The organism is Joostella sp., from assembly GCF_048266025.1.
Lineage (GTDB): Bacteria > Bacteroidota > Bacteroidia > Flavobacteriales > Flavobacteriaceae > Galbibacter > Galbibacter atrarenae.
The window spans coordinates 1,298,801-1,324,272 of the sequence record NZ_JBLXAF010000001.1 but is presented as its reverse complement, the minus strand read 5'-3'; the positions used below and the strand labels follow the sequence as shown (position 1 = coordinate 1,324,272).

At 33.6% G+C, this 25,472-nt stretch carries 33 protein-coding genes; 4 read left to right on the top strand and 29 right to left on the bottom strand.

Features of this window, described 5'->3' with window-relative positions:
- Positions 1–78 precede the first annotated feature (78 nt).
- Together ACN0TY_RS05605 and ACN0TY_RS05600 are read left to right on the top strand one after the other, a co-directional pair.
- The gene (locus tag ACN0TY_RS05605) at positions 79–984 is read left to right on the top strand and encodes a DUF6607 family protein (RefSeq protein ID WP_417443674.1); all 906 of its coding nucleotides are present in this window, start codon (positions 79–81) and stop codon (positions 982–984) included.
- A gap of 42 nt (positions 985–1,026) precedes the next feature.
- A complete protein-coding gene (locus ACN0TY_RS05600) occupies positions 1,027–1,377 on the top strand; it encodes a DUF6686 family protein (RefSeq protein WP_317207852.1) in 351 nt (116 codons plus the stop codon).
- Between the two features lie 109 nt (positions 1,378–1,486).
- Here ACN0TY_RS05600 and argS read toward each other — a convergent pair whose 3' ends face one another.
- Positions 1,487–3,271 carry an arginine--tRNA ligase gene (gene argS / locus ACN0TY_RS05595; protein ID WP_417443673.1) on the bottom strand — a complete coding sequence of 595 codons (1,785 nt, stop codon included), beginning with the start codon at positions 3,269–3,271 and terminating at the stop codon, positions 1,487–1,489.
- A gap of 135 nt (positions 3,272–3,406) precedes the next feature.
- On the opposite strand from argS, the gene ACN0TY_RS05590 reads away from it, so the two are divergent.
- Positions 3,407–3,832, top strand: a complete 426-nt coding sequence (locus ACN0TY_RS05590) for a hypothetical protein (RefSeq protein ID WP_417443672.1) — start codon at positions 3,407–3,409, stop codon at positions 3,830–3,832.
- Between the two features lie 21 nt (positions 3,833–3,853).
- Complete coding sequence (locus tag ACN0TY_RS05585; protein ID WP_417443671.1) at positions 3,854–5,338, top strand: BCCT family transporter; 1,485 nt, start codon at positions 3,854–3,856, stop codon at positions 5,336–5,338.
- On the opposite strand, the gene ACN0TY_RS05580 is transcribed toward ACN0TY_RS05585, so the two are convergent.
- From ACN0TY_RS05580 to rplN, 28 genes are all read right to left on the bottom strand, one after another.
- Complete coding sequence (locus ACN0TY_RS05580; RefSeq protein ID WP_417443670.1) at positions 5,335–6,810, bottom strand: M14 metallopeptidase family protein; 1,476 nt, start codon at positions 6,808–6,810, stop codon at positions 5,335–5,337. The genes ACN0TY_RS05585 and ACN0TY_RS05580 overlap by 4 nt on opposite strands.
- A gap of 6 nt (positions 6,811–6,816) precedes the next feature.
- Complete coding sequence (locus tag ACN0TY_RS05575; RefSeq protein WP_417443669.1) at positions 6,817–7,464, bottom strand: peptidoglycan recognition family protein; 648 nt, start codon at positions 7,462–7,464, stop codon at positions 6,817–6,819.
- 117 nt (positions 7,465–7,581) lie between these two features.
- The gene (locus ACN0TY_RS05570) at positions 7,582–8,193 is read right to left on the bottom strand and encodes a phosphoadenosine phosphosulfate reductase family protein (RefSeq protein ID WP_417443668.1); all 612 of its coding nucleotides are present in this window, start codon (positions 8,191–8,193) and stop codon (positions 7,582–7,584) included.
- Positions 8,194–8,299: 106 nt separating this feature from the next.
- Positions 8,300–8,725 (bottom strand): RrF2 family transcriptional regulator, encoded by a 426-nt coding sequence (locus tag ACN0TY_RS05565; RefSeq protein WP_236958023.1) that lies wholly within the window; start codon positions 8,723–8,725, stop codon positions 8,300–8,302.
- Between the two features lie 38 nt (positions 8,726–8,763).
- Positions 8,764–9,696: a citrulline utilization hydrolase CtlX gene (ctlX, locus tag ACN0TY_RS05560; protein WP_417443667.1), complete on the bottom strand. Its 933-nt coding sequence runs from the start codon at positions 9,694–9,696 to the stop codon at positions 8,764–8,766.
- 123 nt (positions 9,697–9,819) lie between these two features.
- Complete coding sequence (locus tag ACN0TY_RS05555; RefSeq protein ID WP_417443666.1) at positions 9,820–10,734, bottom strand: dimethylarginine dimethylaminohydrolase family protein; 915 nt, start codon at positions 10,732–10,734, stop codon at positions 9,820–9,822.
- 141 nt (positions 10,735–10,875) lie between these two features.
- Positions 10,876–12,159: a citrate synthase gene (locus ACN0TY_RS05550; RefSeq protein WP_417443665.1), complete on the bottom strand. Its 1,284-nt coding sequence runs from the start codon at positions 12,157–12,159 to the stop codon at positions 10,876–10,878.
- 140 nt (positions 12,160–12,299) lie between these two features.
- Positions 12,300–13,916, bottom strand: a complete 1,617-nt coding sequence (locus tag ACN0TY_RS05545) for a glycogen synthase (RefSeq protein WP_417443664.1) — start codon at positions 13,914–13,916, stop codon at positions 12,300–12,302.
- 177 nt (positions 13,917–14,093) lie between these two features.
- A complete protein-coding gene (gene eno / locus ACN0TY_RS05540) occupies positions 14,094–15,383 on the bottom strand; it encodes a phosphopyruvate hydratase (RefSeq protein WP_236958018.1) in 1,290 nt (429 codons plus the stop codon).
- Positions 15,380–16,501, bottom strand: a complete 1,122-nt coding sequence (carA, locus tag ACN0TY_RS05535) for a glutamine-hydrolyzing carbamoyl-phosphate synthase small subunit (RefSeq protein WP_417443701.1) — start codon at positions 16,499–16,501, stop codon at positions 15,380–15,382. The genes eno and carA overlap by 4 nt, the downstream gene beginning before the upstream one ends.
- A gap of 93 nt (positions 16,502–16,594) precedes the next feature.
- Positions 16,595–17,107 (bottom strand): 50S ribosomal protein L17, encoded by a 513-nt coding sequence (rplQ, locus tag ACN0TY_RS05530; RefSeq protein ID WP_236958016.1) that lies wholly within the window; start codon positions 17,105–17,107, stop codon positions 16,595–16,597.
- Positions 17,108–17,174: 67 nt separating this feature from the next.
- On the bottom strand, positions 17,175–18,167 hold the full coding sequence (locus ACN0TY_RS05525) for a DNA-directed RNA polymerase subunit alpha (RefSeq protein WP_236958015.1): 993 nt from the start codon (positions 18,165–18,167) through the stop codon (positions 17,175–17,177).
- 21 nt (positions 18,168–18,188) lie between these two features.
- Positions 18,189–18,794 carry a 30S ribosomal protein S4 gene (rpsD, locus tag ACN0TY_RS05520; protein ID WP_236958014.1) on the bottom strand — a complete coding sequence of 202 codons (606 nt, stop codon included), beginning with the start codon at positions 18,792–18,794 and terminating at the stop codon, positions 18,189–18,191.
- Positions 18,795–18,876: 82 nt separating this feature from the next.
- Positions 18,877–19,269, bottom strand: a complete 393-nt coding sequence (rpsK, locus tag ACN0TY_RS05515) for a 30S ribosomal protein S11 (RefSeq protein ID WP_236958013.1) — start codon at positions 19,267–19,269, stop codon at positions 18,877–18,879.
- Positions 19,270–19,283: 14 nt separating this feature from the next.
- A complete protein-coding gene (gene rpsM / locus ACN0TY_RS05510) occupies positions 19,284–19,658 on the bottom strand; it encodes a 30S ribosomal protein S13 (RefSeq protein ID WP_236958012.1) in 375 nt (124 codons plus the stop codon).
- Positions 19,659–19,661: 3 nt separating this feature from the next.
- Complete coding sequence (gene ykgO, locus ACN0TY_RS05505; protein ID WP_007094966.1) at positions 19,662–19,778, bottom strand: type B 50S ribosomal protein L36; 117 nt, start codon at positions 19,776–19,778, stop codon at positions 19,662–19,664.
- An 8-nt stretch (positions 19,779–19,786) separates the two neighbouring features.
- Complete coding sequence (infA, locus tag ACN0TY_RS05500) at positions 19,787–20,002, bottom strand: translation initiation factor IF-1 (protein WP_008613577.1); 216 nt, start codon at positions 20,000–20,002, stop codon at positions 19,787–19,789.
- 2 nt (positions 20,003–20,004) lie between these two features.
- Positions 20,005–21,360, bottom strand: a complete 1,356-nt coding sequence (gene secY / locus ACN0TY_RS05495; RefSeq protein WP_236958011.1) for a preprotein translocase subunit SecY — start codon at positions 21,358–21,360, stop codon at positions 20,005–20,007.
- Between the two features lie 13 nt (positions 21,361–21,373).
- Positions 21,374–21,826 carry a 50S ribosomal protein L15 gene (rplO, locus tag ACN0TY_RS05490; RefSeq protein WP_236958010.1) on the bottom strand — a complete coding sequence of 151 codons (453 nt, stop codon included), beginning with the start codon at positions 21,824–21,826 and terminating at the stop codon, positions 21,374–21,376.
- A 13-nt stretch (positions 21,827–21,839) separates the two neighbouring features.
- Complete coding sequence (gene rpmD, locus ACN0TY_RS05485) at positions 21,840–22,019, bottom strand: 50S ribosomal protein L30 (RefSeq protein WP_236958009.1); 180 nt, start codon at positions 22,017–22,019, stop codon at positions 21,840–21,842.
- A gap of 12 nt (positions 22,020–22,031) precedes the next feature.
- A complete protein-coding gene (gene rpsE / locus ACN0TY_RS05480; protein ID WP_236958008.1) occupies positions 22,032–22,556 on the bottom strand; it encodes a 30S ribosomal protein S5 in 525 nt (174 codons plus the stop codon).
- 6 nt (positions 22,557–22,562) lie between these two features.
- Positions 22,563–22,919: a 50S ribosomal protein L18 gene (gene rplR / locus ACN0TY_RS05475; RefSeq protein WP_236958007.1), complete on the bottom strand. Its 357-nt coding sequence runs from the start codon at positions 22,917–22,919 to the stop codon at positions 22,563–22,565.
- Between the two features lie 11 nt (positions 22,920–22,930).
- On the bottom strand, positions 22,931–23,476 hold the full coding sequence (gene rplF, locus ACN0TY_RS05470) for a 50S ribosomal protein L6 (protein ID WP_236958006.1): 546 nt from the start codon (positions 23,474–23,476) through the stop codon (positions 22,931–22,933).
- 19 nt (positions 23,477–23,495) lie between these two features.
- Positions 23,496–23,894, bottom strand: coding sequence for a 30S ribosomal protein S8 (gene rpsH, locus ACN0TY_RS05465; RefSeq protein WP_236958005.1), 399 nt, complete (start codon positions 23,892–23,894; stop codon positions 23,496–23,498).
- A gap of 58 nt (positions 23,895–23,952) precedes the next feature.
- Positions 23,953–24,222 (bottom strand): 30S ribosomal protein S14, encoded by a 270-nt coding sequence (gene rpsN, locus ACN0TY_RS05460; protein WP_236958004.1) that lies wholly within the window; start codon positions 24,220–24,222, stop codon positions 23,953–23,955.
- Between the two features lies 1 nt (position 24,223).
- Positions 24,224–24,775, bottom strand: a complete 552-nt coding sequence (rplE, locus tag ACN0TY_RS05455) for a 50S ribosomal protein L5 (protein ID WP_236958003.1) — start codon at positions 24,773–24,775, stop codon at positions 24,224–24,226.
- Positions 24,776–24,777: 2 nt separating this feature from the next.
- Positions 24,778–25,092, bottom strand: a complete 315-nt coding sequence (gene rplX / locus ACN0TY_RS05450; protein ID WP_008613587.1) for a 50S ribosomal protein L24 — start codon at positions 25,090–25,092, stop codon at positions 24,778–24,780.
- A gap of 11 nt (positions 25,093–25,103) precedes the next feature.
- Positions 25,104–25,472, bottom strand: coding sequence for a 50S ribosomal protein L14 (gene rplN, locus ACN0TY_RS05445; RefSeq protein WP_236958002.1), 369 nt, complete (start codon positions 25,470–25,472; stop codon positions 25,104–25,106).

Below are 25,472 nucleotides of genomic sequence, written 5' to 3'. Positions count from 1 at the left end.
TATACATTATTTTTATCCAGTCTAAATAAATTTTATATTTTTGTTTCAACGAATTTTTAAATAACTAATTAAATCCAAATGAAAAAACTAACATTAATACTAGGCCTAACCCTTAGTATGACAAGCTTGAGTACAATAGCTCAAGGAAACAAAAAAGCACAAGATCAAGAGAACATTAAAGATATGTGCGGATGTTATGAAGTGCGTTTCAACTTTGCAGAGACCTTTAACAACGCAAAAGACTCTACTTATCAACCTTCTAAAGTGAAACAAGTAGGAGCTTTAGAATGGGTAGAATTAGTAGAAGACAAGTCGGATAAAATTGTTATGCAACATTTACTTATTGCAAATGATACAATGATCATTAAACATTGGCGACAAGATTGGCTTTATGAAAACACAGACTTATACATGTTTAATAAAGACAAGAAGTGGAATTTTGAACAACTGTCAAAAGAAGAAGTAAAAGGGCAATGGACACAAAAAGTTTATCAAGTAGACGACAGTCCGAGATATGAAGGGAGCGCAACTTGGGTACATGTAGATGGAAAAAATTACTGGGTAAATACTACCGATGCGCCACTACCAAGAAGGGAACACACTATTCGTGACGATTATAATGTTACCAAAAGAAGAAATATACATGCTATTACAGATTACGGTTGGTTACATGAACAAGACAATGATAAAATTGTAAGGGATGATAATGGAAACGATTTTGTTTTAGCGCAAGAAAAAGGATATGACACCTATACAAAAGTTGCCGACAGTAAATGTAAGGCTGCTCAGGATTGGTGGAAGGATAATAAGAAATTCTGGAAAGTAGTTAGAAATAAATGGCAGGATTTATTTGATGAAAACAAAGATATCGAGCTGAAAAAAAGTGTTGATAACAAACCTTTATTTGCTCACTTATTTTCAATGCCTCCAAATAGTAGTAAAAAGAAAATAGAAGCTGTAATAGATAGCTTTATAGTGAAATAAGTTTATATAAATAATAAGACAACCTATAAACACCAAGTAATTATGTGCAAAAATCTTCAAATATTAAACAGGTCTAAAAATGGTATTTTGATTTATTGTAAACACAATGAAATGTATCAATTACTATACAACAACCTCAACTTTAATTTTACAAAAGTTGAATTTGAGAGTTTCCATAATTACTTGTATAATCTTGAAATTGAATACTGGGAAGAGGAATATAAATATTCTATTTATAACAAGAGAATTCCAATTCCTACTATTCAATCGAATCTACTAATATTATTAAACAAACAAGAGGTAGAAGAACTCACAAGCCTCATTAAGTTACGTCCAAAGAAATATGAGTTGCTACAATTATGTGAGATTCAATATAATTTATACCCCAACTAATAATATATATTAATTTGAGTTTGTTAGTTAGATGCTGGTTTAGGCCAGAAAAAACCCTCGAAAACTTCGTTTTCGAGGGTTTTATATTTTTTTAAAAAAGTTATAACATTTACATACGTCCAGGAACAGAAATTCCTAAAAGACTAAATGCATTCGCAATTATTTCTGCTACTTTTTCTGAAAGCTGAACTCTAAATATTTTTTCAGACGCTACTTCAGCCCCCAGAATAGATACATTCTGATAGAATGAATTAAACTCTTTTACCAAATCATACGTATAATTAGCAATGATAGCCGGACTAAAGTTGTTCGATGCATTCTGAATTATTTCAGGGAATAATTCTATTTGCTTGATAAGCGATTTTTCTTTTTCATGCAATTTATAATCCGTTGGTACAGGAGTATTCTTATAATCAAAATCTGCCTTTCTTAAAATGGACTGAATTCTAGCATATGTGTATTGAATAAACGGACCTGTATTTCCTTGAAAATCTATAGACTCTTTTGGATCAAATAAGATTCGCTTTTTCGGATCCACTTTAAGGATATAATATTTTAAAGCTCCTAATCCAATTGTTTTATATAACTCTTCCTTCTCTTCCTCACTAAAACCATCAAGCTTCCCTAATTCAGAAGAAATCTCTTCTGCTGTAGTTGACATTTCTGTAATTAAATCATCTGCATCTACAACAGTTCCTTCTCTACTTTTCATTTTCCCACTTGGTAAATCCACCATTCCGTAACTTAAGTGATGTAAATGCTGTGCCCAATCGTATCCGAGCTTTTTAAGAATTAAGAACAACACCTGAAAATGATAATCTTGTTCATTTCCTACCGTATAAACCAAACCTCCAACATCAGAATAATCTTTAATACGTTGGATAGCTGTTCCAATATCTTGGGTCATATAAACCGCTGTTCCATCAGATCTTAAAACAATCTTTTCATCCAAACCTTCATCAGTAAGGTCTATCCAAACAGAACCATCCCCTTTTTTATAGAAAACACCTTTTTCTAATCCATCTGCAACTACATCTTTTCCTAATAAGTAAGTATTACTCTCATAATAAAGCTGATCAAAATCAACTCCTAAATTATGATAGGTAGTTTCAAAACCATCATAAACCCATCCGTTCATAGTCTGCCAAAGAGAAACAACTTCCTCGTCTCCAGCTTCCCATTTTCTAAGCATTTCTTGCGCTTCTAAAAGTAATGGAGCTTCTTTTTCTGCAGTTTTTTTATCAACTCCTTTAGCTACCAATTCTTCAACTTCAGCTTTGTAAGCTTTATCAAAAGCAACATAATAATTCCCTACAAGCTTATCTCCTTTTAATCCTGTTGATGCTGGAGTTTCCCCCTTACCAAATTTCTGCCATGCCAACATTGACTTACAGATATGAATTCCACGATCGTTTATAATTTGTGTTTTATAAACTTTCTTACCTGAAGCTTTTATAATTTCTGCAACAGAATATCCTAATAAATTATTTCTCACATGGCCCAAGTGCAATGGTTTATTTGTATTCGGTGAAGAATACTCTACCATTAATGCTTTCTCTCCTTCAGCTGGAGTTACAAATCCAAATTTTGAATCTCCTTTTATTTCACTGAAAAAATTAAGATAGAAAGCATCAGAAATTACAAGGTTTAAAAACCCTTTTACCACATTAAACTTTTCAATTTCTTCAACATTAGCTACTAAATAAGCTCCTATTTGCTCTCCAATAACTTGCGGATTTCCTTTTATGGTACGCAACATCGGAAAAATAACAACCGTAGTATCACCTTCAAACTCTTTACGAGTAGCCTGCAATTCAACGGTTTCTAATTCTTTATCAAAAATAGAATGTACTGCTTCTTTAACTTTAGTTATTATAATGTCTTGAATATTCATTGTTGTGAAAAATTTGGGTGCAAAGATACGGATTTAGAAAAAGTTATTACCAATGTGCACTGCATAAAAACAGATATTAAACCCTAAATGATGATTTTCTTTTCAAGAACACTAAGAATAATATATCTTTAAAGGATGCTACTCAATTTATCTTATAACGACCCTATTCAGAAGAAAAAACTCATAGAAGAAGTTGGAGCCGTTATTACTTTAAAAGAAAGAATTAAGATGGGAGGAATTGGATCTCCTAAACTTTTTATTACTGCATGTAGCATCGACATACATAACCTACTCATACTGGACAATAACACGGATACTTGTAATATTGAAATTAGAAAAAAAGGAATTATAATTAGATTCCGCTCTCTATTAGAAACATATGGTTTAATAATTCCATATTACAAACTATCTTTACTAAAGGGTTCTGTTCAAGAATACACAATACATAAAGATCATCATTTTATAAGAGTTGCAGCAAAAACCAAAGAGGTTCATACCTATATTAAAAAGCTATCTGCTCATAAAATTGATTATCTAACCAACATTAGTGAAAACCCATAATACCATATTAAAAATAAATTTTTGAAAATTTTAAAAAACAAACTTCTAGTAACTTCCGTAAGTATTTTAGGTATACTAGCTATCCTTATATACATATACCCAACAGCTTCTTATGAACATATAGAGAATATTTCTATATGGATTCGAGATAGGTTTGGGCATTTCTATTTGTATTTAGGAATCTTCTGTGTGCTTTTTTTATTAGCAATTGCTATCTCCCCGCTCGGAAAGTTGCGTCTAGGTAAAATTTCAGATAGACCAGAACATTCCCGGTGGGCATGGATTTCTATGCTTTATAGCGCAGGAATGGGAGCAGGAATTTTACTTCGTGCAGTACAAGAACCAGTGTATATGTTTTTAAATCCTCCAATAGAAACAAGTTCTAGCGCCAAAACAATTGCCCTCGAATATACTTTTTATCAATGGGGATTTACAGCTTGGGCATTCTATGGGTTGTTTGCTTTAGTTATTGGTCATTATTTATTTGCTAAAAATAAAGTAGCGCTAGTAAGCAGCACAATTGCCCATAATTTCAACAATAAAAGGGTTCTAAACGGAATTGATGTATTGGTAATTATAGCTACCGTTTTCGGATTGGTTGGCGCCATAGGACTAGGAACAACCCAAATTAATGGAGGATTAGCTCACCTCTTACATATTAAACTTGATATTATTACCGCTGCAATACTAACCCTTTTAATCTGTGCATTTGCATTTTTATCTGCATGGAAAGGAATTGATAAAGGCATTAAAAATATTTCCAAAGTAAATATTTTTATTACTCTTTTATTGCTACTTTTTGTTTTATTTCAGAGCGATTTGATTGTTGTTTTCAAGCGCTTTCTTACTGTCCTATTTCAATACATAAAGGACTTCATACCTTTAAGCTTAGCATTAGGGAAGTACAATCCTGGAGAACAATTTTTAACCGATTGGACCTATTATTATTGGGCTTTTTGGCTTGCTTGGGCTCCATTTACAGGTGTGTTTATAGCTCGAATTTCTAGAGGAAGAACGCTAAGAGAGATGCTTTTGGGGGTTATGATTATTCCTTCGCTAGGTTCTTTCTTATGGTTTACAGCTTTTGGAGAAAATGCATTTCTGCTAATTGAAAGCTGGGGAAGCTATAACAACGAATTTGGAAATGTATTTACTTCCATATTCAAGTTTTTCGAGCACTATCCTCTTCAGTTTTTCATTAATTCAGTAATCGTTTTATTATTAATAGGTTTTTTATTAACCTCTGTTGATTCTGCTATTTTTGTATTGAGTATGTTTAGCGATAAAGGGAATCCAAATCCTAAAAAATCACATCGTATCGTTTGGTCTATTGTAATTGCATTCTTTAGTATCGCCATGCTTATTTTAGGTGACGTCAGAAAAGACGTAGATGTTCTTATTGCCCTCCAGAAACTTTTAATCATCACATCACTCCCTTTTGCTCTATTCATCCCAATAATGAGTTTTTCATTTCTAAAAGAACTCATCAAAAGTAAAAACGATTAACGAGGTTTATAAATTAATGCATTGCCAAAATCTTGCTCTGGGTTATTAAGGTTTACTAGATTTCCATTAATCACTAAATATTCTAACGCCCCATTTTTCTTTAAAAAGAAAGTGGGATTCGCACCTACATACAAATTAACTTTTGTTGAAATTTCTCCTGAAATAACATGCAATGGTATTTTCATAGCATCTTTATCCTGCGGTAGGTTTTCTACTTTTACATAGGCATAACCATCTTTAAGAAAAGATGAGATTCCCTTTTCATGGATCTGTCCAATAGTTTTTAATGTCTTAGGATATATTTTTGCCTCCACAACTTGATATGCTGAAGCATCAAACTCTTTATATCCATAGTAAGTAGATAAATCTCCCATATCTGAAACTCCTGCTTTATAAAAATAACCAGACTCGGTATGCGCCGACACTTCCCTACTATCTATCCCTAAATCTACAGTATATACATCCCCTAAGAGCTCATATTGAACACCTACCAATTTAAGATCAAACAACTTTCTGTCATTTTCTGGAATATTAAAGTATTTATCTTTTGAAGTTTTCTCGTATTCTTTGGTAGCAATAGCTCGAACAGCAGACAAAATTGTTACAAAATTAAGTTTTCTTATAAATTGCTTCTCAGGATCATTAGGATATCCTCCAGATTCGATAAGCACTGTACTAGTTCCCCATTTCTGAATATTATCTCCAAAAGCACGTGGTTCAAAATCGTCATTATATCTTCCCACTTGCCCAGGCGCATATTCTTGAAGAATCTCATTCATATAACCAATAAGCTTCATGGCATTCCCGCGTACTTCATTTACATCTTTCTCATAATTATATGCAGGTGCTAAATAAGAAATTGTAGCTGGCTTTGGAGTTCGGCTCGCATTATAATAAGTGCTCTGGTCATGTAAATTAAAACCAAAGTCAGCATCCAAACTATCACGAACACGTTTTAAAGTTTTACTTTCTGGAGATTGTAACCTTACAGCATCTCTATTTATATCTACTCCCAAAGCATTCCTTCTTGTAAATAATTCTGCACCATCAGGATTTAACATTGGTAAGAAATGAATTCTAAGTTCTGAAAGCATTACTTTTTTCTCCTGCTGAAAATCTTCTGATTTAAAAAAATTGATAATATCAAAGATTGCCATTGTAGCAGTAGATTCATCACCATGCATTTGCGACCATAAAAAAACATCCGTCTTTCCTTCTCCAAAACTTATCAGATTTAAACTTTTCCCTTTAATAGAAGCTCCAACCTTATTAACTTCAAAAAAAGAATCTCCTTTTAAATCTTCAATAAGCGGCACTATTTTATCATGTGTAAACCTTCTTATCTTAATACTTTCTTCTTTATAGGAATCATAATTCTCAAACAATTCACTATAAAAATCTTGCGCCGATAATGAGATATTACTCCCAATAAAAAGTATAGCTAATACAATTTTCAAAACACTAATTTTCATATATCTTTATTTTTTTGGTATTGCTTTTAAGTCTTTAATTTCTTTCCTAATGGCTATCACAAACTCCTCATTTGGATCAGTTTTTACTGTTCTATAACCATCATCTTTTTCTAACCATAAATCTGTATCTTCAAATAATTGGTACTCATAATGACCAATAACATATTCTATAGGATACTTTTTCTTTAGATACTTTATGAGTTTTATATTTGCTTTTAGTTGTGCTTTTGTAAGCGGTAAATCGGAACCTCCAACATTTTCTATTCCAATAGAACAATAATTCAACCCTATTACATGACGTGCCATTGTAGTTTCTGGCATTAAATTATAAATAGTACCATCTTGGTCTATTACAAATTGCGAAGAAACATTTAAACTACCTGCGCCTGCAATTCCCGTTCTAAAGGAAGGCAAATGCTCATTATAGAATGCATCGATTGTTTTTTGTAACGTCGGAATTTCCGTCCAATGTACCACAACCATTCTAGGAACAATTGTAGGCTCATCTTGAATAAGTCCGTAATGTTCTTTCATATATTCTAAGGTAAGGCCTTCTCTTTCCTCATTAAAAACAATTGGTTCTTGGATTATTTTAGGACCACATGATATAAATGAAGTCAAAATAACACATACATAAATCACATTCTTTTTCATCTATTGTTCTTTTATATTAAAAGTAATAATATCTAAGCATTCTTCTATGAATTACAATCAAAAAAAGGGATTGCCGCTGGCAATCCCTTTTTAAATATTTTTTTCGGTATTAGTTTCTTAGCTAATATGTAAACCACATTCTCTATTCTCTAAAACCTTTGTAGGATCGAAATAGTTAAATTCATTTTCCAAATTATGACTCTCTAAATAAGCATCTAACTCTTCATCAGAATAGTAATAAAATGGACTCACTTTAAGAACACCATCACTTCCTTGTGTTACAATATCTAAACTATCTCTAAATGCTGTCTGCCCTTTTCTTAAGTTCGTAAACCATATATCAGGCTTATTTTCTGTCATCGCTCTTTTAAAAGGCTCTAACTTTACTTGCTCTGTAAATACCTTATGCAAAGGATCTTCAATACTTGGAATTCCCATTACCATATTTCTATGCGCCACGGTTTGCTGCGGTACATACAACTTTATATTAAGCGCCAACGATTTTATTAAACGTTCTGCATGTAAATAGGTATTATTAGTGTTATAACCCGTATCACACCAAACCACAGGAATATCTTTGCTTTCTAAAGTTGTAGCATGTAAAATAGCTGCTTCATAAGGACGGAAATTTGTTGTAACCACAGGGTTACTTCCTTGCGCTAATGCCCATTTTACAATTTCTGATGGAGATTTATCTCTTAGATTTTTATTTACCTCTATTAAATCCATAACTCTTTTTATCTTAACTAAAAGCAAAGATATTAATAGTCTAGTTAATTACTAGGTTTTTAACACACTTTTTTATTTACAATTGTCTAAGTAGTAATAAATAAGGTTATGGAATTTGCGTAGATCTTGTTAAATCGGCTAAAGTTTTATTTTCTAATACTTTTAAAGTGCTATCTCTAACTTCAATCATGAGCCTACTCAAAGAGCATTCTTCTTCATTTTTACAATCATCACATTTCTCATAAAAATTTAAACTCACACAAGGCAACATCGCAATTGGACCTTCCAATACTCTTATTAAAGAAGCAACAGTAATCTTTTCTGGATCACGAATTAGGTAGTATCCTCCACCCTTTCCTTTTTTTGAACCTAAGAATCCACTATTCTTCAATTGAAGTAAAATTATCTCCAAGAATTTCTTAGAGATATTTTCTTGCTCGGCAATTTCAGAAATTAACACTGGATTCTTACTTTCCTTTTTGGCCATGTAAGTAAGAGCCTTTAAACCATATTTTGTCTTCTTTGAAAGCATATCTTTTTAAAGTCTATATTGCTATGTATCTAAATATACTATTTTTTTGGGAGAAATATTTCTGCCATCATACAACGAGCGCTACCTCCTCCACAAGTTTCTATAGTTTCTAAGTTTCCAGATAAAATGGAAACATACTTTTCAATAGCTTTCACTTGACCTTCATTTAAACTTTTATGAGCAGCTTCACTCATCACTAAGTATTTCTTACCTTCATTAGATTCCACTTGAAGCATGTTACCAGCAAAGTTATTCATTTGAATTTCAGAAATACTAATAATCTCCTTACCATCATTCTTCAGGTGAGTAAGAATATTTTTTCGCTCCTTTTTATCATCAATACTATCCAAACAAATAACGGCAAAATCATCTCCAACACACATCATCACATTGGTATGATAAATTGGTTTTCTCTGCCCATCTACATCTTGATTAGCTGTAAAAATTACTGGAAAATATTCAAAATCTTCACAAAACTCTATAAACAAATCTTCATCTGCCCTTGGAGAAAGTGCACAATATGCTTTTCTGTTAATTCGATCTAAGATCACACTCCCTGTTCCTTCTAAGAAAACACCTTCTTCTTCCGCAGAGGTATAATCCATCACATTGTCTATTCGGAAACCATTTTCTTCAAGCACTTCTAAAATATCCTCTCTACGTTCATTTCTTCTGTTCTCAGCAAACATAGGATATAAAGCTAGCGTACCATCATCATGCGTTGAAATCCAGTTGTTAGGAAAAATAGAATCTGGAGTGTCTGGACTCGGAGTATCTTCTACCACAATAATGTTAACACCAACCGCTCTTAATTTCTCAACAAAAGCATCGAACTCTCTTTGGGCCTTCGTATTAACGGCTTCATTTAGTATATCAATGTCTTCCTGAAAATAGTTATTTACAGCTGTTTGTTCATTCATCCTAAAGTTTACTGGACGAACCATTAATATAGTATTCGTAATCTGACTCATTTAGTTCCAATTTTATCGCGCAAAGCTACAAAGAAAGTTATAATAAGAACCTTAGGAAGGTAACTTTGTTAAATTTCTATATCACTTATAAAAGTGTTATTATGCTATTTAATTAAAAGGTATTTATTCACGAATGAGTGGCATCGTTGAACATCGAAGAAGTCCTTCTTGTTTTGCTATTTCTCCATATGAAATTTCTTCAACAGTAAACCTCTTTTCTCTTAACCACTTATTGAGTCTAGTAAAGTTTTTTTCTGAAACTACAACCTCTGGACTAATTGAAAATACATTACTAAACATATGATACATTTCATCTTTAGAAATATGAAATAAGTTTTCAGCTCCAAAAAGATCAACTAGATAATTATAATCTGCTTCATCTCTAAATCCTTCTTTATGGATTATTGCCTTATCATGACCAACTGGCTGAAAGCAACAGTCCAAATGCAGAGCATTATCCCTTGCTATTGTATTAGATTTATTAAGATCAAACTCTTTTACTATTTTATTAGGAAACATGTCCTTGATAAAATTAACACCATGCATATTTGTTCGAGCAGTAATATAATCAGCATAATCACTCCCTTTATAGGTTCCTATAAAAATATAATCGTTCCATAACATTACATCTCCTCCCTCAATATGAACTTCTTCTGGAGGTGTAATTATTTTATCAGGAGCTATTTGATCTATGACATACTTTATTGCATCCAACTCTTTCTCCCTATCTGGAAGAATGTTTGATTTAATTAAAAAACTATCGATAACAAAGGCAATATCCCTAGAAAATATCTGATTACAATCTTCAATGAGTTCTGGTCTGTAAACTGTAACACCGTGTTTTTTAAAAACGTTATTGAAAGCTTCCATCTCTGGCACCATATCTTCCTCTTTCGGATAAGTACCCGCTTTTATGTGTTCTGCCGATTTAGGATCGTAAGCATCTTCAATTGCAGGTGTTGGACCATTACTTTTTGCTGTTCCTAAAACAACGGCTTTTAACTTAGAAGTTTCATTATTAACATTTAATTTCAACATAGAAATACCTTGATTTTATAATATCAAATTCTGATAACATCGATAGAATCTGAATAATTGAATGACAATTTATTAAAAATAAATATAAAAAAACGGGGAACATTATTAATAATATTCCCCGTTTTTAATATGTCGTAATAATTATCTTTTACTTACATCAACAAAAGGTCTTAATGTCTCACCAACATAAACCTGTCTTGGTCTACCGATTGGCTCTTTCTTCATTCTCATTTCTCTCCATTGTGCAATCCAACCTGGTAATCTACCTAAAGCAAACATTACTGTAAACATTTCAGTAGGAATTCCTAAAGCTCTGTATATAATTCCTGAGTAAAAATCTACATTAGGATATAATTTTCTTTTTACGAAATAATCATCTTCTAATGCTTGTTTTTCTAAGCCTGTAGCGATAGATAAAACTGGATCTTCAACTCCTAAATCACTTAATACTTCATCAGCAGATTTTTTAATGATCTTAGCACGTGGATCAAAGTTTTTATAAACTCTATGTCCAAAGCCCATTAAACGGAAAGGATCTTCTTTATCTTTCGCCTTTTCCATATATTTTGCAGTGTCTCCACCATCTTCTTTAATACTTTCAAGCATTTCAATTACTGCTTGGTTAGCTCCTCCATGAAGAGGTCCCCAAAGAGCAGAAACACCTGCAGATAAAGATGCAAATAAACCAGCATGAGAAGAACCTACAATTCTTACTGTTGAAGTAGAACAGTTTTGCTCATGATCTGCATGAAGAATTAATAACTTATCCAAAGCATCAACTACAATTGGATTTAACTTATACTCTTCATTTGGTTTCTTAAACATCATATATAACATGTTCTCTACATAACCAAGAGAAGCATTACCGTAATCATAAGGTTTTGCATTTCTTCTACGTAAAGTCCAAGCTGCTAAAACTGGGAATTTCCCCATTATCTTAACAATAGCTTGATACATATCCTCTTCAGAATCTATATCAACACAAGAAGGATTAAAAGCTGTTAAAGCACTAGTTAATGAAGATAACACTCCCATTGGGTGTGCTGTTCTTGGGAAACTATCTACAATCTTCTTAACGTCCTCATCTACTTCAGAGTTCGCTTTTATATCGCTATGAAACTTATCTAATTGCGTTTTATTAGGAAGTTCTCCAAAGATCAATAAGTATGCAACTTCTAAGAAATCAGCTTTTTCGGCCAGGTCTTCAATAGCATATCCTCTGTACCTCAAAATTCCTTTTTCCCCATCTAAATAAGTTATTGCACTCTCACAAGAACCTGTATTTTTATATCCTGGATCCAAAGTAATGATACCTGCTGAAGCTCGTAGCGATTTAATATCTATCGCCAACTCATTCTCTGTACCTTCAACAACTGGAAATTCTATTTTCTTACCTTTATACTCAATAGTAGCCGTATCTGACATAATATAATTTAATTTTTTATTTTATTTCAAGTCTTGCGAAAATACGAAATAAACTGTTAATTTACTCCTAACCCGAGCTCTTTTTAAGGCATTCAGAAGTTAAAATAATGCGAAATTATCAGTTCTTTTCTAAATTGCTGCTATTTGTTATAATTGTAAATATCAGACACGCTTTTACTGCCCTTTTTTTTTGGTTTAAACTTACTTTCTAACTTAATTTCTTGAAGATATAAATCTTGATAATACTCTTTTACAGATTTTTCCCAACTAAATCTTTTCCCTTTTGCAGTTTTACAAATATGCTTCCATATTTCTTTATCTTCAAAAAACAGATCTACGGTATTCTCAAAAACCTGTAAAAAGTTTTGACCTTTTTGCTCTAAAGTATCTCCAGAAAAACTAAAGCCAGATTTTAAATGATCAACGGTATCTATTAATCCACCCGTAGCATGAACCAAACAAGGCTGTCCATTTCTCATAGCTAACATCTGACTGATTCCGCATGGTTCAAACAAACTCGGCATTAAATATAAATTCGACTCAAAATATAAAGAATCAATAATCTCTTCAGACTGACCATTTATAAAAATAAAATTCTCCTTTTCGTAGCTAATCTGTCTAAAACCATCTTCATACTCTGGAGCTCCAGTTCCTAAAACAATATAAACTCCATTTCTAGCAGCCAAGATATCTAATAAATTTCTCAGTATATCAGGATTATTTTTATAGAAGAAAAACTTCTGTTCCGTGAGCCTAGCCACACTAGCACAAATAAAATCGGGCTTATTCTCAGAAAGCTTAAATATTTTATTTCCTGTATGCGCTAAAAAGTCTGACTTATACTTTTTATTAGGCTCTTGAAGCCATTTAAAAATAGCGTACAAACTATTTCTATAAAGCTCATTCCTTTTAGCTTTATTTATATTTTTATAGTTGCAACCATTTAATATCCCAAATAATCGACCTTCATCATCGGCTTTTATTAAATCGTTTTCCAAACCTTCTCCTCCAATAAATGCAGGAGGTCTACTCGGACTTTTTATATCTTCTTTATAGGATGGAGAAACTGTATGGACAGCATCAGCCAAACGGATTCCCAATGTCATTAAATTTATACAATCGTGGTATCTAGGATCTTTTAATTGCTCTTCATCTATAATAATTTCAGGATAAAAAGCTTTTAATGATGAATAGTTATCTCTAAACGGTCTAATTCCTTGAATAGCCAAATTATGAATCGAATAAACAAATCTACTATTCTTGAGCACCGTAAACGAAGAATGATACTCTCTTAAAAACAGTAATAGGCTTGTATGCCAATCGTGCAAATGAATTACCTGAAGCTCTCCAAACAAGTCTTGCTTTACTGCCTGAGCTACTGCTGTACAAAATAAAGAAAACATGCATGCATCTGTATAAAATGGCTGGTCAGGATCGTTAAAATAAATATGAGCTATATCACCAGAAGTAATTGCCGGATGATCTATAACATAATGCTTTATAAATGGATTCTCTTTTTTGCCTGGAACTTCATATAAGTTAGCTTCTTCACTTTGCCCACGATAGTTAAATACCAATGAAGTAATCTTTGTACCGCTCTGATGAAGCCTTCCATAAGAAGGTGTAATTACATGGCATGTATCTTCATAACTAGCTATTTGCCTAGGCACATCTCGAACAACATCGCCCATTCCCCCGGCTTTACAGTTATAAATTCCATCATTTTCGGCACAAACAAAAAGAAAATTAGTTTTCACAAGCAAAATAATTTTGGTGGTTAAATTACTATCGTCATATAATTACCTTTAAATTAATTAATTATAATGACATACTGAAAATAATCATCATTAAATCATTGTTAATTAGCAACAATTATGTAAAAACAAAAAAAGCTCCTCAAAATGAGGAGCTTTTTAAATATAATATGAAAAATATTATTTTATTTTGAAAGCATTTTGCTTAGGGTAATAAGCTACACTTCCTAATTCTTCTTCGATACGAAGTAATTGATTGTATTTTGCCATACGATCACTACGAGAAGCAGAACCTGTTTTTATCTGACCTGTATTTAATGCTACAGCTAAATCTGCAATAGTATTATCTTCAGTCTCTCCAGAACGGTGAGACATTACCGAAGTATATCCTGCATTTTTAGCCATATTAACAGCTGCTATTGTTTCTGTAAGTGTACCAATTTGGTTTACTTTAATAAGGATTGAATTTGCAATACCATTTTCAATACCTTTAGAAAGACGCTCTACATTAGTTACAAATAAATCATCTCCAACTAACTGAACTTTATCTCCTACTTTATCAGTAAGAGCTTTCCATCCATCCCAGTCATTTTCATCCATACCATCTTCAATAGATATAATTGGATATTTAGCAGAAAGGTCGGCCAAGTATTGAGCTTGCTCTTCAGAAGTTCTAACAGCTCCTTTATCACCTTCAAACTTAGTATAGTCGTACTTACCGTCAACATAAAATTCTGCAGCAGCACAATCCAAAGCGATCATCACTTCGTCTCCCATCTTATATCCAGCTTTTTCGACTGCTTTAGAAATAGTATCTAACGCATCTTCTGTTCCATCTAAAGTTGGCGCAAAACCTCCTTCATCTCCAACAGCTGTACTTAAACCTCTATCGTGTAATACTTTCTTTAAGTTGTGGAAAATCTCAGTTCCCATTTGCATTGCATGTGTAAAGTTTTTCGCTTTAACAGGCATTACCATAAATTCTTGGAAAGCAATAGGAGCATCAGAATGCGAACCTCCATTTATAATATTCATCATAGGAACAGGAAGCGTATTAGCGCTAACTCCACCTACGTAACGGTATAATGGCATCCCTAATTCGTTGGCAGCAGCTTTAGCAACCGCAAGAGAAACTCCTAAAATTGCATTTGCTCCTAACTTAGATTTATTTGGAGTACCATCTAATTCGATCATCATTTGATCGATTAAATTTTGTTCAAAAACAGAAGTACCTAAAAGCTCTTCAGCAATTAAAGTATTTACATTAGTAACAGCTTGAGAAACACCTTTTCCCATGTATGCATCTCCTCCATCACGTAATTCAACAGCTTCATGTTCTCCTGTGGATGCTCCCGATGGAACGGCTGCTCTCCCTAAGATACCATTTTCTGTTACTACATCTACCTCTACGGTTGGGTTTCCTCTTGAATCTAATATTTGACGTGCATGTACACTTATAATTATACTCATACTGTTTCTAGTTTTTGTTGTTTAATATTATCTATAAATTGATCGAATAAATATGTAGCATCATTTGGTCCTGGGCCTGCCTCAGGGTGATACTGCACAGAGAAACAGTTTTTATTAGTAAGGCGAATTCCCATTACTTCATTGTCATTTAAATGAGAATGTGTAATTTCTACATTCGTGTTACTTTCTGCTTCTTTTCTATTGATAGCAAAACCGTGATTTTGAGAAGTGATTTCACCTTTTCCAGTTAAATGATTTATAACCGGATGGTTAATCCCTCTATGACCATTGTACATCTTAAAAGTAGACACTCCTTGTGAAAGTGCTATAATTTGATGTCCTAAACAAATTCCAAATAACGGAAGGTCTTTATCTATTATTTCTTTAGCTAATGCTATTACATCTTCTAAAGGCTCTGGATCTCCAGGTCCGTTAGATAGGAAATATCCATCTGGATTAAATGCTGCCATTTCTTTGAAGGTAGCATTGTATGGATATACTTTGATGTAACAATCTCTTTTAGCTAAATTTCTAAGGATATTTTTCTTTATCCCTAAATCTAATGCTGCAATTTTATAAGTAGCATTCTCGTCCCCATAAAAATAAGGCTCTTTAGTAGATACAGCTGAAGCAAGCTCTAAACCAACCATGTCTGGTGTTTCTGCAAGCTGCTTTTTAAGCTCATCAATCTTATCTACTTCAGTAGAAATTACCGCATTCATAGCTCCATGATCTCGAATATAGCTAACTAAAGCTCTTGTATCGACATCAGAGATGGCTATAATATTATTTTCATTTAAAAAATTCTCAAGAGAATCAGTTTTACCAACTCTCGATGGAACATAGCTAAAGTTCTTACATATAAGACCTGCTATTTTTACTGAATCCGACTCCTCTTCGTCATTCTTAACACCATAATTCCCAATATGGGCATTAGTTGTTACCATTAATTGTCCAAAGTAAGATGGATCTGTAAAGATTTCTTGATAGCCTGTCATTCCAGTATTGAAACAGACTTCGCCAAAAGCACTACCCTCTTTATTTGCAACGGCTTTACCATAAAAAATGGTTCCGTCTGCCAATAAGATCATTGCTTGTTTTCTAGATTGATACTTCATTATTGTACGTTGCAAAATTTTTACAAAATAACACAAAAAAAAGGATAAACTAAAACGTTTATCCTTTTCGATATGTTATGATAACATTAAACACTATTCTTGTGAAGTTTCTGGTTTTTCACTATCAGATCCTTCTTTTGTAGCTGTTGCAGCTGGTGCTTCAGTAGCAGCAGCGTCAGCAGACTTCTTAGATTTACCTCTTCTAGTAGATTTCTTCTTAGCTGGTTTATCTGCAGCATTGTAGATTTCGTTGTAATCAACCAATTCTATCATTGCCATATCAGCGTTATCTCCAAGTCTGTTTCCTAGTTTAATAATTCTAGTGTAACCTCCTGGTCTATCACCAACCTTAACCGCTACATCTCTGAAAAGCTCTGTAACTGCGTATTTGTCTCTAAGTTTACTAAAAACAATACGTCTGTTATGTGTAGTATCTGCTTTAGATTTTGTTACTAAAGGCTCAACAAACTGCTTTAAAGCTTTAGCTTTAGCTAATGTTGTATTAATACGCTTGTGCTCTATTAAAGAACAAGCCATATTAGCTAGCATAGCTTTTCTATGAGCTGTTTTTCTACTTAAATGGTTAAATTTCTTTCCGTGTCTCATGACATTTAGTTTTAATCAACATCTTGCTCTACTCCTTCGAGGGGCAAATTATGCGGATTTTATATTATTAGTCTTTATCTAATTTATACTTTGACAAATCCATTCCGAAGTTTAATCCCTTGTTATTTACAAGTTCTTCAAGCTCAGTAAGTGATTTTTTACCAAAGTTTCTGAATTTCATCAAATCGTTCTTGTTAAAAGAAACTAAGTCTCCTAAAGTATCTACTTCAGCAGCTTTCAAACAGTTTAATGCTCTTACTGAAAGATCCATATCTACTAATTTGGTCTTAAGTAATTGACGCATATGAAGAGATTCCTCATCATAAGTTTCTGTTTGTGCTATTTCATCAGCTTCTAAAGTGATGCGCTCATCAGAGAACAACATGAAGTGGTGAATTAGAATTTTAGCAGCTTCAGTTAAAGCATCTTTTGGATGTATAGAACCGTCTGAGATTATTTCGAAAACTAGTTTCTCGTAATCTGTTTTTTGTTCCACACGAAAGTTTTCGATGCTAAACTTAACATTCTTGATTGGTGTATAGATTGCATCCGTGAAAATTGTCCCAAGAGGTGCGTTAGCTTTCTTGTTCTCTTCAGCAGGTACATATCCTCTACCTTTTTCGATTGTAATTTCCATGTTTATGGTAATCTTAGGATCTAAATTACAGATAACTAAATCTGGATTTAGAACTTGAAAACCTGATATAAACTTTTGGAAATCTCCAGCAGTGATTTGTTCTTTACCTGAAATTGAAATAGATACGGTTTCGTTATCGATGTCTTCAATTTGTCTTTTGAAACGAACTTGTTTCAAACTCAAAATGATTTCTGTAACGTCCTCAACTACACCTTCAATAGTAGAAAACTCATGTTCTACTTTATCAATTCTAGTTGATGTGATTGCAAAACCTTCTAATGAAGATAAAAGAACTCTTCGTAGTGCGTTACCAACGGTCAATCCATATCCTGGTTCCAAAGGTCTGAATTCAAACTTACCTTCGAAATCGGTAGAATCGATCATTATAACTTTATCGGGCTTCTGAAAATTTAGTATTGCCATAGTACGACTGCTGTCTAATTATTATTTAGAGTATAACTCGACGATTAATTGCTCTTTAATATTTTCTGGAATTTGTAAACGTTCTGGAACAGTAACAAAAGTTCCTTGTTTAGTTTCGTTATTCCAAGTAATCCATTCGTAAACATTACTATTGTTAGAAAGTGATCTAGCGATCGCTTCTAAAGATTTTGATTTCTCTCTTACTCCTACTACATCACCTGCTTTTAACTGGTAAGATGGAATGTTTACTAATTCTCCGTTTACTGTAATGTGACGGTGTGAAACCAATTGTCTTGCTCCTCTTCTAGAAGGAGAAATTCCCATTCTGTAAACTACGTTATCTAAACGAGACTCACAAAGTTGTAAAAGAACCTCACCTGTAACACCTTTGCTACGGTTAGCTTTTTCAAATAAGTTTCTAAATTGTTTTTCTAGAATACCGTAAGAATATTTAGCTTTTTGCTTCTCCATTAACTGGATTGCATACTCAGATTTCTTACCTCTTCTACGGTTGTTACCGTGTTGTCCTGGAGGATAATTTCTTTTTTCAAAAGATTTATCGTCTCCGAAAATTGCTTCGCCGAATTTACGGGCTATCTTAGTCTTTGGACCTGTATATCTTGCCATGTTGTTAAATTTTGAGGATGATTATGAATTAAGGCTAATCCTTCGATAATCGTAAAAATCCTCGTTTAAACATTAAAATTAATTAAACTCTTCTTCTTTTTGGTGGACGACATCCATTGTGAGGTAATGGAGTAACATCGATAATCTCTGTTACTTCAATCCCTGAATTATGGATAGAACGGATTGCAGATTCTCTACCTGATCCTGGACCTTTAACGTAAACCTTTACTTTTCTAAGACCTGCTTCTTGTGCTACTTTTGCACAATCTTCTGCTGCGATTTGTGCAGCATAAGGTGTATTTTTCTTAGAACCTCTGAATCCCATTTTTCCTGCTGAAGACCAAGAAATAACATCTCCCTTTTTATTAGTCAAGGAAATAATAACGTTATTAAATGATGCAGCGATATGAGCTTCACCTACAGATTCTACTATAACCTTGCGTTTCTTAGCAGTTTTTGTATTTGACTTTGCCATAATTAAGCTACGAATTATTTAGTTGCTTTCTTCTTGTTAGCAACAGTTTTTCTTTTACCTTTTCTTGTTCTAGAGTTGTTCTTAGTGCGTTGTCCTCTTAATGGAAGACCAGCTCTATGACGAATACCTCTTTGACAACCTATGTCCATTAAACGCTTAATGTTCAACTGAACTTCTGAGCGTAATTCACCTTCAATTTTATAAGAAGCAATTGCCTCTCTAATTCCAGCGATATCTTCGTCAACCCACTCGTTAACTTTTTTGTCCTCACTAACTTGAGCTTTCTCTAAGATCTCTTTAGCTCTACTTTTCCCAATACCAAAGATATAAGTTAAACCTATAACTCCTCTTTTGTGCTTTGGTAAATCTACTCCTGCGATTCTAGCCATAACTTATCCTTGTCTTTGTTTAAATCTAGGATTCTTTTTATTAATTACATACAATCTTCCCTTTCTACGTACAATCTTGCACTCGGGACTTCTCTTTTTTATTGATGCTCTTACTTTCATATCTCTATTTAATATCTATAAGTAATTCTTGCTTTAGTTAAGTCATAAGGACTCATCTCAAGTTTAACCTTGTCTCCTGGTAACAACTTAATATAATGCATACGCATTTTACCAGAAATATGAGCCGTCACGACGTGACCATTCTCTAATTCTACACGAAACATTGCATTAGACAATGCTTCGATTATACTTCCATCTTGTTCTATTGCGGGCTGTTTTGCCATAATTAAGCTACAACTTTTCTATTTTTACCTGTTTTCATCAAGCCATCATAATGCCTGTTCAACAAGTATGAATTAACTTGTTGCATTGTATCGATAGCCACACCTACTAAAATTAGTAATGATGTACCACCATAAAACAATGCCCAACCTTGTTGCACTCCCATTACTTTAACAACTATAGCTGGTAATACTGCTATTACTGCTAAGAATAAAGAACCTGGAAACGTAATTAGAGACATTATCTTATCTAAATAATCTGAGGTTTCTTTTCCTGGACGAATCCCTGGAATAAATCCACCACTTCTCTTTAGATCATCAGCCATTTTATTTGTCGGTACTGTAATTGCGGTGTAAAAATACGTAAATATTATGATTAATAGCGCAAAAACTAAATTGTACCAAAATCCAAAGATATTACTAAACTCCGTTTGCAACCATTGACCAGCACCAGTATCCTTCAAAGCCCCTATTCTACCTACATATGCAGGAGCAAACATAATTGCTTGCGCGAATATAATTGGCATAACACCAGAGGCATTTAATTTTAATGGAATGTACTGTCTAGACCCAAAAACATTCTTTTCATAGCCTCCAGAAGCTGTTCTTCTTGCATATTGAACTGGAATTTGTCTAGTTGCCATTACCAACATGATACATGCTAGAATTACAACAAACCATAAAATCAATTCAATCAATATCAACATTAATCCTCCGTTCGAACCTGCTGTTCTAGAGACAAACTCTTGTACAAATGATTGTGGCATTCTAGCGATAATCCCAACCATAATAAGTAGAGAAATACCGTTACCAATACCTTTATCTGTAATTTTTTCTCCTAGCCACATTGCGAAAATCGTTCCTGTAACTAAGATTAAAACTGCAGGTATCATAAAGTCTAGACCTTTACCTAACATAAAAGCACTGTCTGGAACACCTAAAGAACCTAATGAATATAGGTAAGCTGGTGCTTGTACCAAACAAATCCCGATTGTTAGCCATCTTGTAATCTGGTTTAATGTCTTACGACCACTCTCACCTTCTTTTTGTAATTTCTGAAGGTAAGGAATAGCCAATCCCATTAACTGTACCACAATAGATGCAGAAATATAAGGCATAATTCCTAAAGCAAAGAAAGAAGCATTAGCAAACGCTCCTCCAGTAAATGCATTTAAGATACCTAATAGTCCTCCACCATCTGTTCTAGACGATAATTCTGCTAATTGTTGTGTATCAATACCTGGTAAAACAACTTGTGCACCGAAACGGTATACTAATAGAAGACCAAGGGTAATTAAAATCCTACCCTTTAGTTCTTCAATTTTCCAAATATTGCTTAATGTCTCAATAAATTTCTTCATGGTTACTTGTTGGTTATAAACTTACTGCTTCACCTCCTGCTGCTTCGATAGCTGCTTTTGCACTGGCGGTAAATTTATGTACTGATATTTTTAATTTAGCTTTTAGTTCTCCACCACCTAATATTTTAACTAATGATGAAGGTTTAACAACATTGTTGCTAACTAAAACTTCTAAATCTACAGTGTCTTTTATAACACCTTTATCAACCAACTCCTGTAACTTGTTTAAATTGATCCCTGTGTATTCCTTTCTGTTGATGTTAGTAAAACCAAACTTAGGTACACGTCTTTGAAGTGGCATTTGCCCCCCTTCGAAACCAATTTTCTTAGAGTATCCTGAACGGGATTTAGCTCCTTTATGTCCTCTAGTGGCAGTACCACCTTTACCAGAACCTTGACCACGTCCTACTCTTTTTCCGTCTCTATGTACTGAACCTTCAGCTGGTTGTAAGTTACTTAAATTCATAACGATATTGTTATTAAGCTTCTTCATAAGAAACTAAGTGTTCTACTTTTTTTACCATACCAAGGATGTTTGGCGTCGCATCATGTTCCACTACTTGACCAATTCCTTTAAGACCTAGAGCCGTTAAAGTTCTTTTTTGTCTCTCAGGGCGTTTTATGCTGCTCTTTACTTGTGTAACTTTTATTTTTTCCATGATATCCTTGATTTATCCTTTAAAAACTTTTTCTAAAGAAATTCCTCTTTGCTTTGCGATTGTTCTAGCATCTCTTAAACGTAATAAAGCATCGAAAGTTGCTTTAACAACGTTATGAGGGTTAGAAGAACCTTGAGATTTAGATAGTACATCTTGTACTCCAACTGCCTCTAATACCGCACGTAATGCACCACCTGCAATTACTCCGGTACCATGTGAAGCTGGTTGAATGTAAACTCTTGCACCACCGTATTTCCCTTTTTGCTCATGAGGCAATGTACCTTTGTTAAGAGGGATACGAACTAGATTTTTCTTAGCATCTTCAACAGCCTTAGAAATAGCGCTAGCTACATCTTTAGATTTTCCTAATCCATGACCTACAACACCATTCTCGTCTCCTACAACAACAATTGCAGAAAATCCGAAAGCTCTACCTCCCTTAGTAACTTTAGTAACTCTTTGTACTCCTACTAGACGATCTTTCAAATCAAGTCCACCAGGTTTTACTAATTCTACGTTTTTATAATCTTGATACATAATTTCTTAGAATTTAAGTCCTGCTTCTCTAGCACCATCTGCTAATGATTTTACTCTACCGTGATATAAGTAACCACCTCTATCAAAAGAGACAGCTTCAAATCCAGCGCTTTTTGCCTTCTCTGCAATAGCTTTCCCTACAAGAGCAGCTATTTCAGTGTTAGTACCTTTTGCAGAACTAATTTCTTTATCTCTTGATGATGCTGCCAACAAAGTTTTCCCTGTTACGTCATCTATCAATTGAGCATAAATTTCTTTATTACTTCTAAAAACAGCCAATCTAGGTCTTGCTTCTGTTCCAGAAACAACCTTACGGATTCTGTTTTTAATCCTTTGTCTTCTTTCAGTCTTTGATAATGCCATACTGCTAATTATTAAGCTGATTTACCTGCTTTTCTTCTTAATTGCTCTCCAACAAACTTGATTCCTTTTCCTTTGTAAGGCTCTGGCTTACGGAAAGAACGGATCTTAGCTGCTACTTGACCAACTAATTGCTTATCGAACGATGTTAGTTTAACGATTGGATTTTTACCTTTCTCTGAGACAGTTTCCACTTTAACCTCAGGAGCTAAATCGATAACAATGTTATGCGAAAAACCAACTGCCAAATCTAATCTCTGACCTTGGTTGCTAGCTCTATATCCAACTCCAACTAATTCTAACTCTTTAGTAAAACCATTTGAAACACCCTCAACCATATTGTTGATTAATGATCTATATAGACCGTGTTTGGCTTTAACGTTTTTTAAATCTGAAGAACGTTCTAAAATAACATTTCCTTCTTCTATCTTGATAGTTATATCAGAAGTAAAAGTTTGTTTTAATTCTCCAAGTTTACCTTTTACGGTAACTTCGTCTTCTTTTATATCTATAGTAACTCCCTCAGGAATTGCTATTGGACTATTACCTATTCTTGACATTTCTTCTTGTCTTTATAAATTAGTAAACGAAACATAAAACTTCACCACCTACACTCTCAAGCTTAGCTTGCTTACTCGTCATAACTCCGTGAGAAGTAGAGATAATAGCAATACCAAGTCCGTTTAAAACTCTAGGAAGTTCATCTTTACCGACATACTTACGTAATCCGGGTGTACTCACACGCTTCAGCTTTTTAATCACAGGTTCTTTAGTTAGCTTATCATATTTCAAAGCTATCTTAATACTTCCTTGAACTGAATTCTCTTCAAATTTATAACTTAAAATATATCCTTGTTCGAATAATATTTTAGTCATGTCTTTTTTCAAATTAGAAGAAGGTATTTCTACCACTCTGTGACCAGCGCTGTTAGCGTTTCTAATTCTTGTTAAATAATCTGCTATAGGATCTGTATACATCTATATTTATTTGCGGTAATAGTTTTCAGTAAAACTGAACTTATCACCAGTTAAATTTTTACCAACTTGCTTTTTTAACCCCTGGGATCAGACCGTTATTTGCCATTTCTCTGAATGTTACACGAGAAATCCCAAAAGTACGCATGTACCCTCTAGGTCTTCCAGTTAATTTACAACGATTGTGTAAACGTACTGGAGAAGCATTTTTTGGTAATTTTTGTAGTGCTTCGTAATCTCCAGCTTCTTTCAAAGCTTTTCTTTTCTCAGCATACTTATCTACCATTTTTTGTCTTTTCACCTCACGGGCTTTCATTGATTCTTTAGCCATACTAGTTCTTTTTAAAAGGTAATCCTAATTCGCTTAATAATGATTTTGCTTCCTTATCGGTGTCAGCAGTAGTAACAAAGGTAATATCCATACCTGCTACTTTGTTAACTTTATCGATATTGATCTCTGGAAAAATAATCTGCTCGGTAACTCCAAGGTTATAATTTCCACGACCATCAAAACCATTAGCCTTGATACCATTAAAATCTCTTACTCTTGGCAATGCAGAAGTAATCAATCTATCTAAGAATTCGTACATTCTTTCTCCACGTAAAGTAACTTTAGCCCCAATTGGCATACCTTTACGTAATTTAAAAGACGCGACATCTTTTTTAGACATTGTTGATACTGCTTTCTGTCCAGAAATTCTAGATAACTCATCTACTGCGTAGTCGATTAGCTTCTTATCTGCAACAGCTGCACCAACTCCACGGCTAATAACAATCTTTTCCAGTTTAGGCACTTGCATAATGTTAGTGTAACTAAACTCTTCTGTAAGAGCAGAAACTATTCTTTCTTTATACTCTTGTTTTAATCTTGGAATGTAAGCCATAATTAAATTACTTCATTAGATTTTTTCGAAAATCTCACTTTCTTACCATCTCTTTCCTCGTAACCTACTCTTGTAGTTTCTCCTGATTTAGGATCAATTAACGACAAATTAGATATATGAATAAGCGCTTCTTTCTTAACGATACCACCTTGAGGGTTTTTAGCACTTGGCTTCTCATGTTTAGACACAAGATTAACTCCCTCAACTATCGCTTTGTTCTTTTCACGATTTACTTTAAGTACTTGACCTTCTGAACCTTTATGTTCTCCAGCTATTACTCTTACAGTATCTCCTGATTTTATCTTTAGTTTTATCATCTCTTAATGTATTAAAGCACCTCTGGAGCTAATGATACAATTTTCATAAACTGCTTATCACGCAATTCTCTTGCTACTGGTCCGAATACACGAGTTCCGCGCATTTCACCTGCAGGGTTAAGAAGCACACAAGCATTATCATCAAAACGAATGTAAGAACCATCTGGTCTTCTTACTTCTTTTCTAGTACGAACAACAACTGCTGTAGATACCTGACCCTTCTTAACGTTTCCGTTAGGAGTAGAATCTTTAACGGTAACAACAATTTTGTCCCCTACTGAAGCATATCTTCGTTTAGTACCTCCCAGTACACGGATAGTTAAAACTTCTTTAGCTCCCGTGTTATCTGCTACTTTTAATCTTGATTCTTGTTGTACCAT

Coding starts and splice junctions, on each gene's coding strand:
- ACN0TY_RS05550 (WP_417443665.1), bottom strand. CDS start 12,159: ATGTCAGATACGGCTACTATTGAGTATAAAGGTAAGAAAATAGAATTT.
- ACN0TY_RS05555 (WP_417443666.1), bottom strand. CDS start 10,734: ATGTTGAAATTAAATGTTAATAATGAAACTTCTAAGTTAAAAGCCGTT.
- ykgO (WP_007094966.1), bottom strand. CDS start 19,778: ATGAAAGTAAGAGCATCAATAAAAAAGAGAAGTCCCGAGTGCAAGATT.
- ACN0TY_RS05575 (WP_417443669.1), bottom strand. CDS start 7,464: ATGAAAAAGAATGTGATTTATGTATGTGTTATTTTGACTTCATTTATA.
- ACN0TY_RS05525 (WP_236958015.1), bottom strand. CDS start 18,167: ATGGCAATACTAAATTTTCAGAAGCCCGATAAAGTTATAATGATCGAT.
- ACN0TY_RS05600 (WP_317207852.1), top strand. CDS start 1,027: ATGTGCAAAAATCTTCAAATATTAAACAGGTCTAAAAATGGTATTTTG.
- ACN0TY_RS05565 (WP_236958023.1), bottom strand. CDS start 8,725: ATGCTTTCAAAGAAGACAAAATATGGTTTAAAGGCTCTTACTTACATG.
- rpsK (WP_236958013.1), bottom strand. CDS start 19,269: ATGGCAAAGTCAAATACAAAAACTGCTAAGAAACGCAAGGTTATAGTA.
- rpsD (WP_236958014.1), bottom strand. CDS start 18,794: ATGGCAAGATATACAGGTCCAAAGACTAAGATAGCCCGTAAATTCGGC.
- rpmD (WP_236958009.1), bottom strand. CDS start 22,019: ATGGAAAAAATAAAAGTTACACAAGTAAAGAGCAGCATAAAACGCCCT.
- rplE (WP_236958003.1), bottom strand. CDS start 24,775: ATGGCTTACATTCCAAGATTAAAACAAGAGTATAAAGAAAGAATAGTT.
- rpsE (WP_236958008.1), bottom strand. CDS start 22,556: ATGTATCAAGATTATAAAAACGTAGAATTAGTAAAACCTGGTGGACTT.
- rpsH (WP_236958005.1), bottom strand. CDS start 23,894: ATGTATACAGATCCTATAGCAGATTATTTAACAAGAATTAGAAACGCT.
- ACN0TY_RS05590 (WP_417443672.1), top strand. CDS start 3,407: ATGCTACTCAATTTATCTTATAACGACCCTATTCAGAAGAAAAAACTC.
- ACN0TY_RS05580 (WP_417443670.1), bottom strand. CDS start 6,810: ATGAAAATTAGTGTTTTGAAAATTGTATTAGCTATACTTTTTATTGGG.
- rplF (WP_236958006.1), bottom strand. CDS start 23,476: ATGTCAAGAATAGGTAATAGTCCAATAGCAATTCCTGAGGGAGTTACT.
- rplN (WP_236958002.1), bottom strand. CDS start 25,472: ATGGTACAACAAGAATCAAGATTAAAAGTAGCAGATAACACGGGAGCT.
- ctlX (WP_417443667.1), bottom strand. CDS start 9,696: ATGAGTCAGATTACGAATACTATATTAATGGTTCGTCCAGTAAACTTT.
- rpsN (WP_236958004.1), bottom strand. CDS start 24,222: ATGGCTAAAGAATCAATGAAAGCCCGTGAGGTGAAAAGACAAAAAATG.
- rplR (WP_236958007.1), bottom strand. CDS start 22,919: ATGGCATTATCAAAGACTGAAAGAAGACAAAGGATTAAAAACAGAATC.
- ACN0TY_RS05570 (WP_417443668.1), bottom strand. CDS start 8,193: ATGGATTTAATAGAGGTAAATAAAAATCTAAGAGATAAATCTCCATCA.
- carA (WP_417443701.1), bottom strand. CDS start 16,501: ATGAAGTATCAATCTAGAAAACAAGCAATGATCTTATTGGCAGACGGA.
- secY (WP_236958011.1), bottom strand. CDS start 21,360: ATGAAGAAATTTATTGAGACATTAAGCAATATTTGGAAAATTGAAGAA.
- infA (WP_008613577.1), bottom strand. CDS start 20,002: ATGGCAAAACAGCCCGCAATAGAACAAGATGGAAGTATAATCGAAGCA.
- rplO (WP_236958010.1), bottom strand. CDS start 21,826: ATGAATTTAAGTAACTTACAACCAGCTGAAGGTTCAGTACATAGAGAC.
- rplQ (WP_236958016.1), bottom strand. CDS start 17,107: ATGAGACACGGAAAGAAATTTAACCATTTAAGTAGAAAAACAGCTCAT.
- eno (WP_236958018.1), bottom strand. CDS start 15,383: ATGAGTATAATTATAAGTGTACATGCACGTCAAATATTAGATTCAAGA.
- rplX (WP_008613587.1), bottom strand. CDS start 25,092: ATGATAAAACTAAAGATAAAATCAGGAGATACTGTAAGAGTAATAGCT.
- rpsM (WP_236958012.1), bottom strand. CDS start 19,658: ATGGCTAGAATCGCAGGAGTAGATTTACCAAAGCACAAAAGAGGAGTT.
- ACN0TY_RS05605 (WP_417443674.1), top strand. CDS start 79: ATGAAAAAACTAACATTAATACTAGGCCTAACCCTTAGTATGACAAGC.
- argS (WP_417443673.1), bottom strand. CDS start 3,271: ATGAATATTCAAGACATTATAATAACTAAAGTTAAAGAAGCAGTACAT.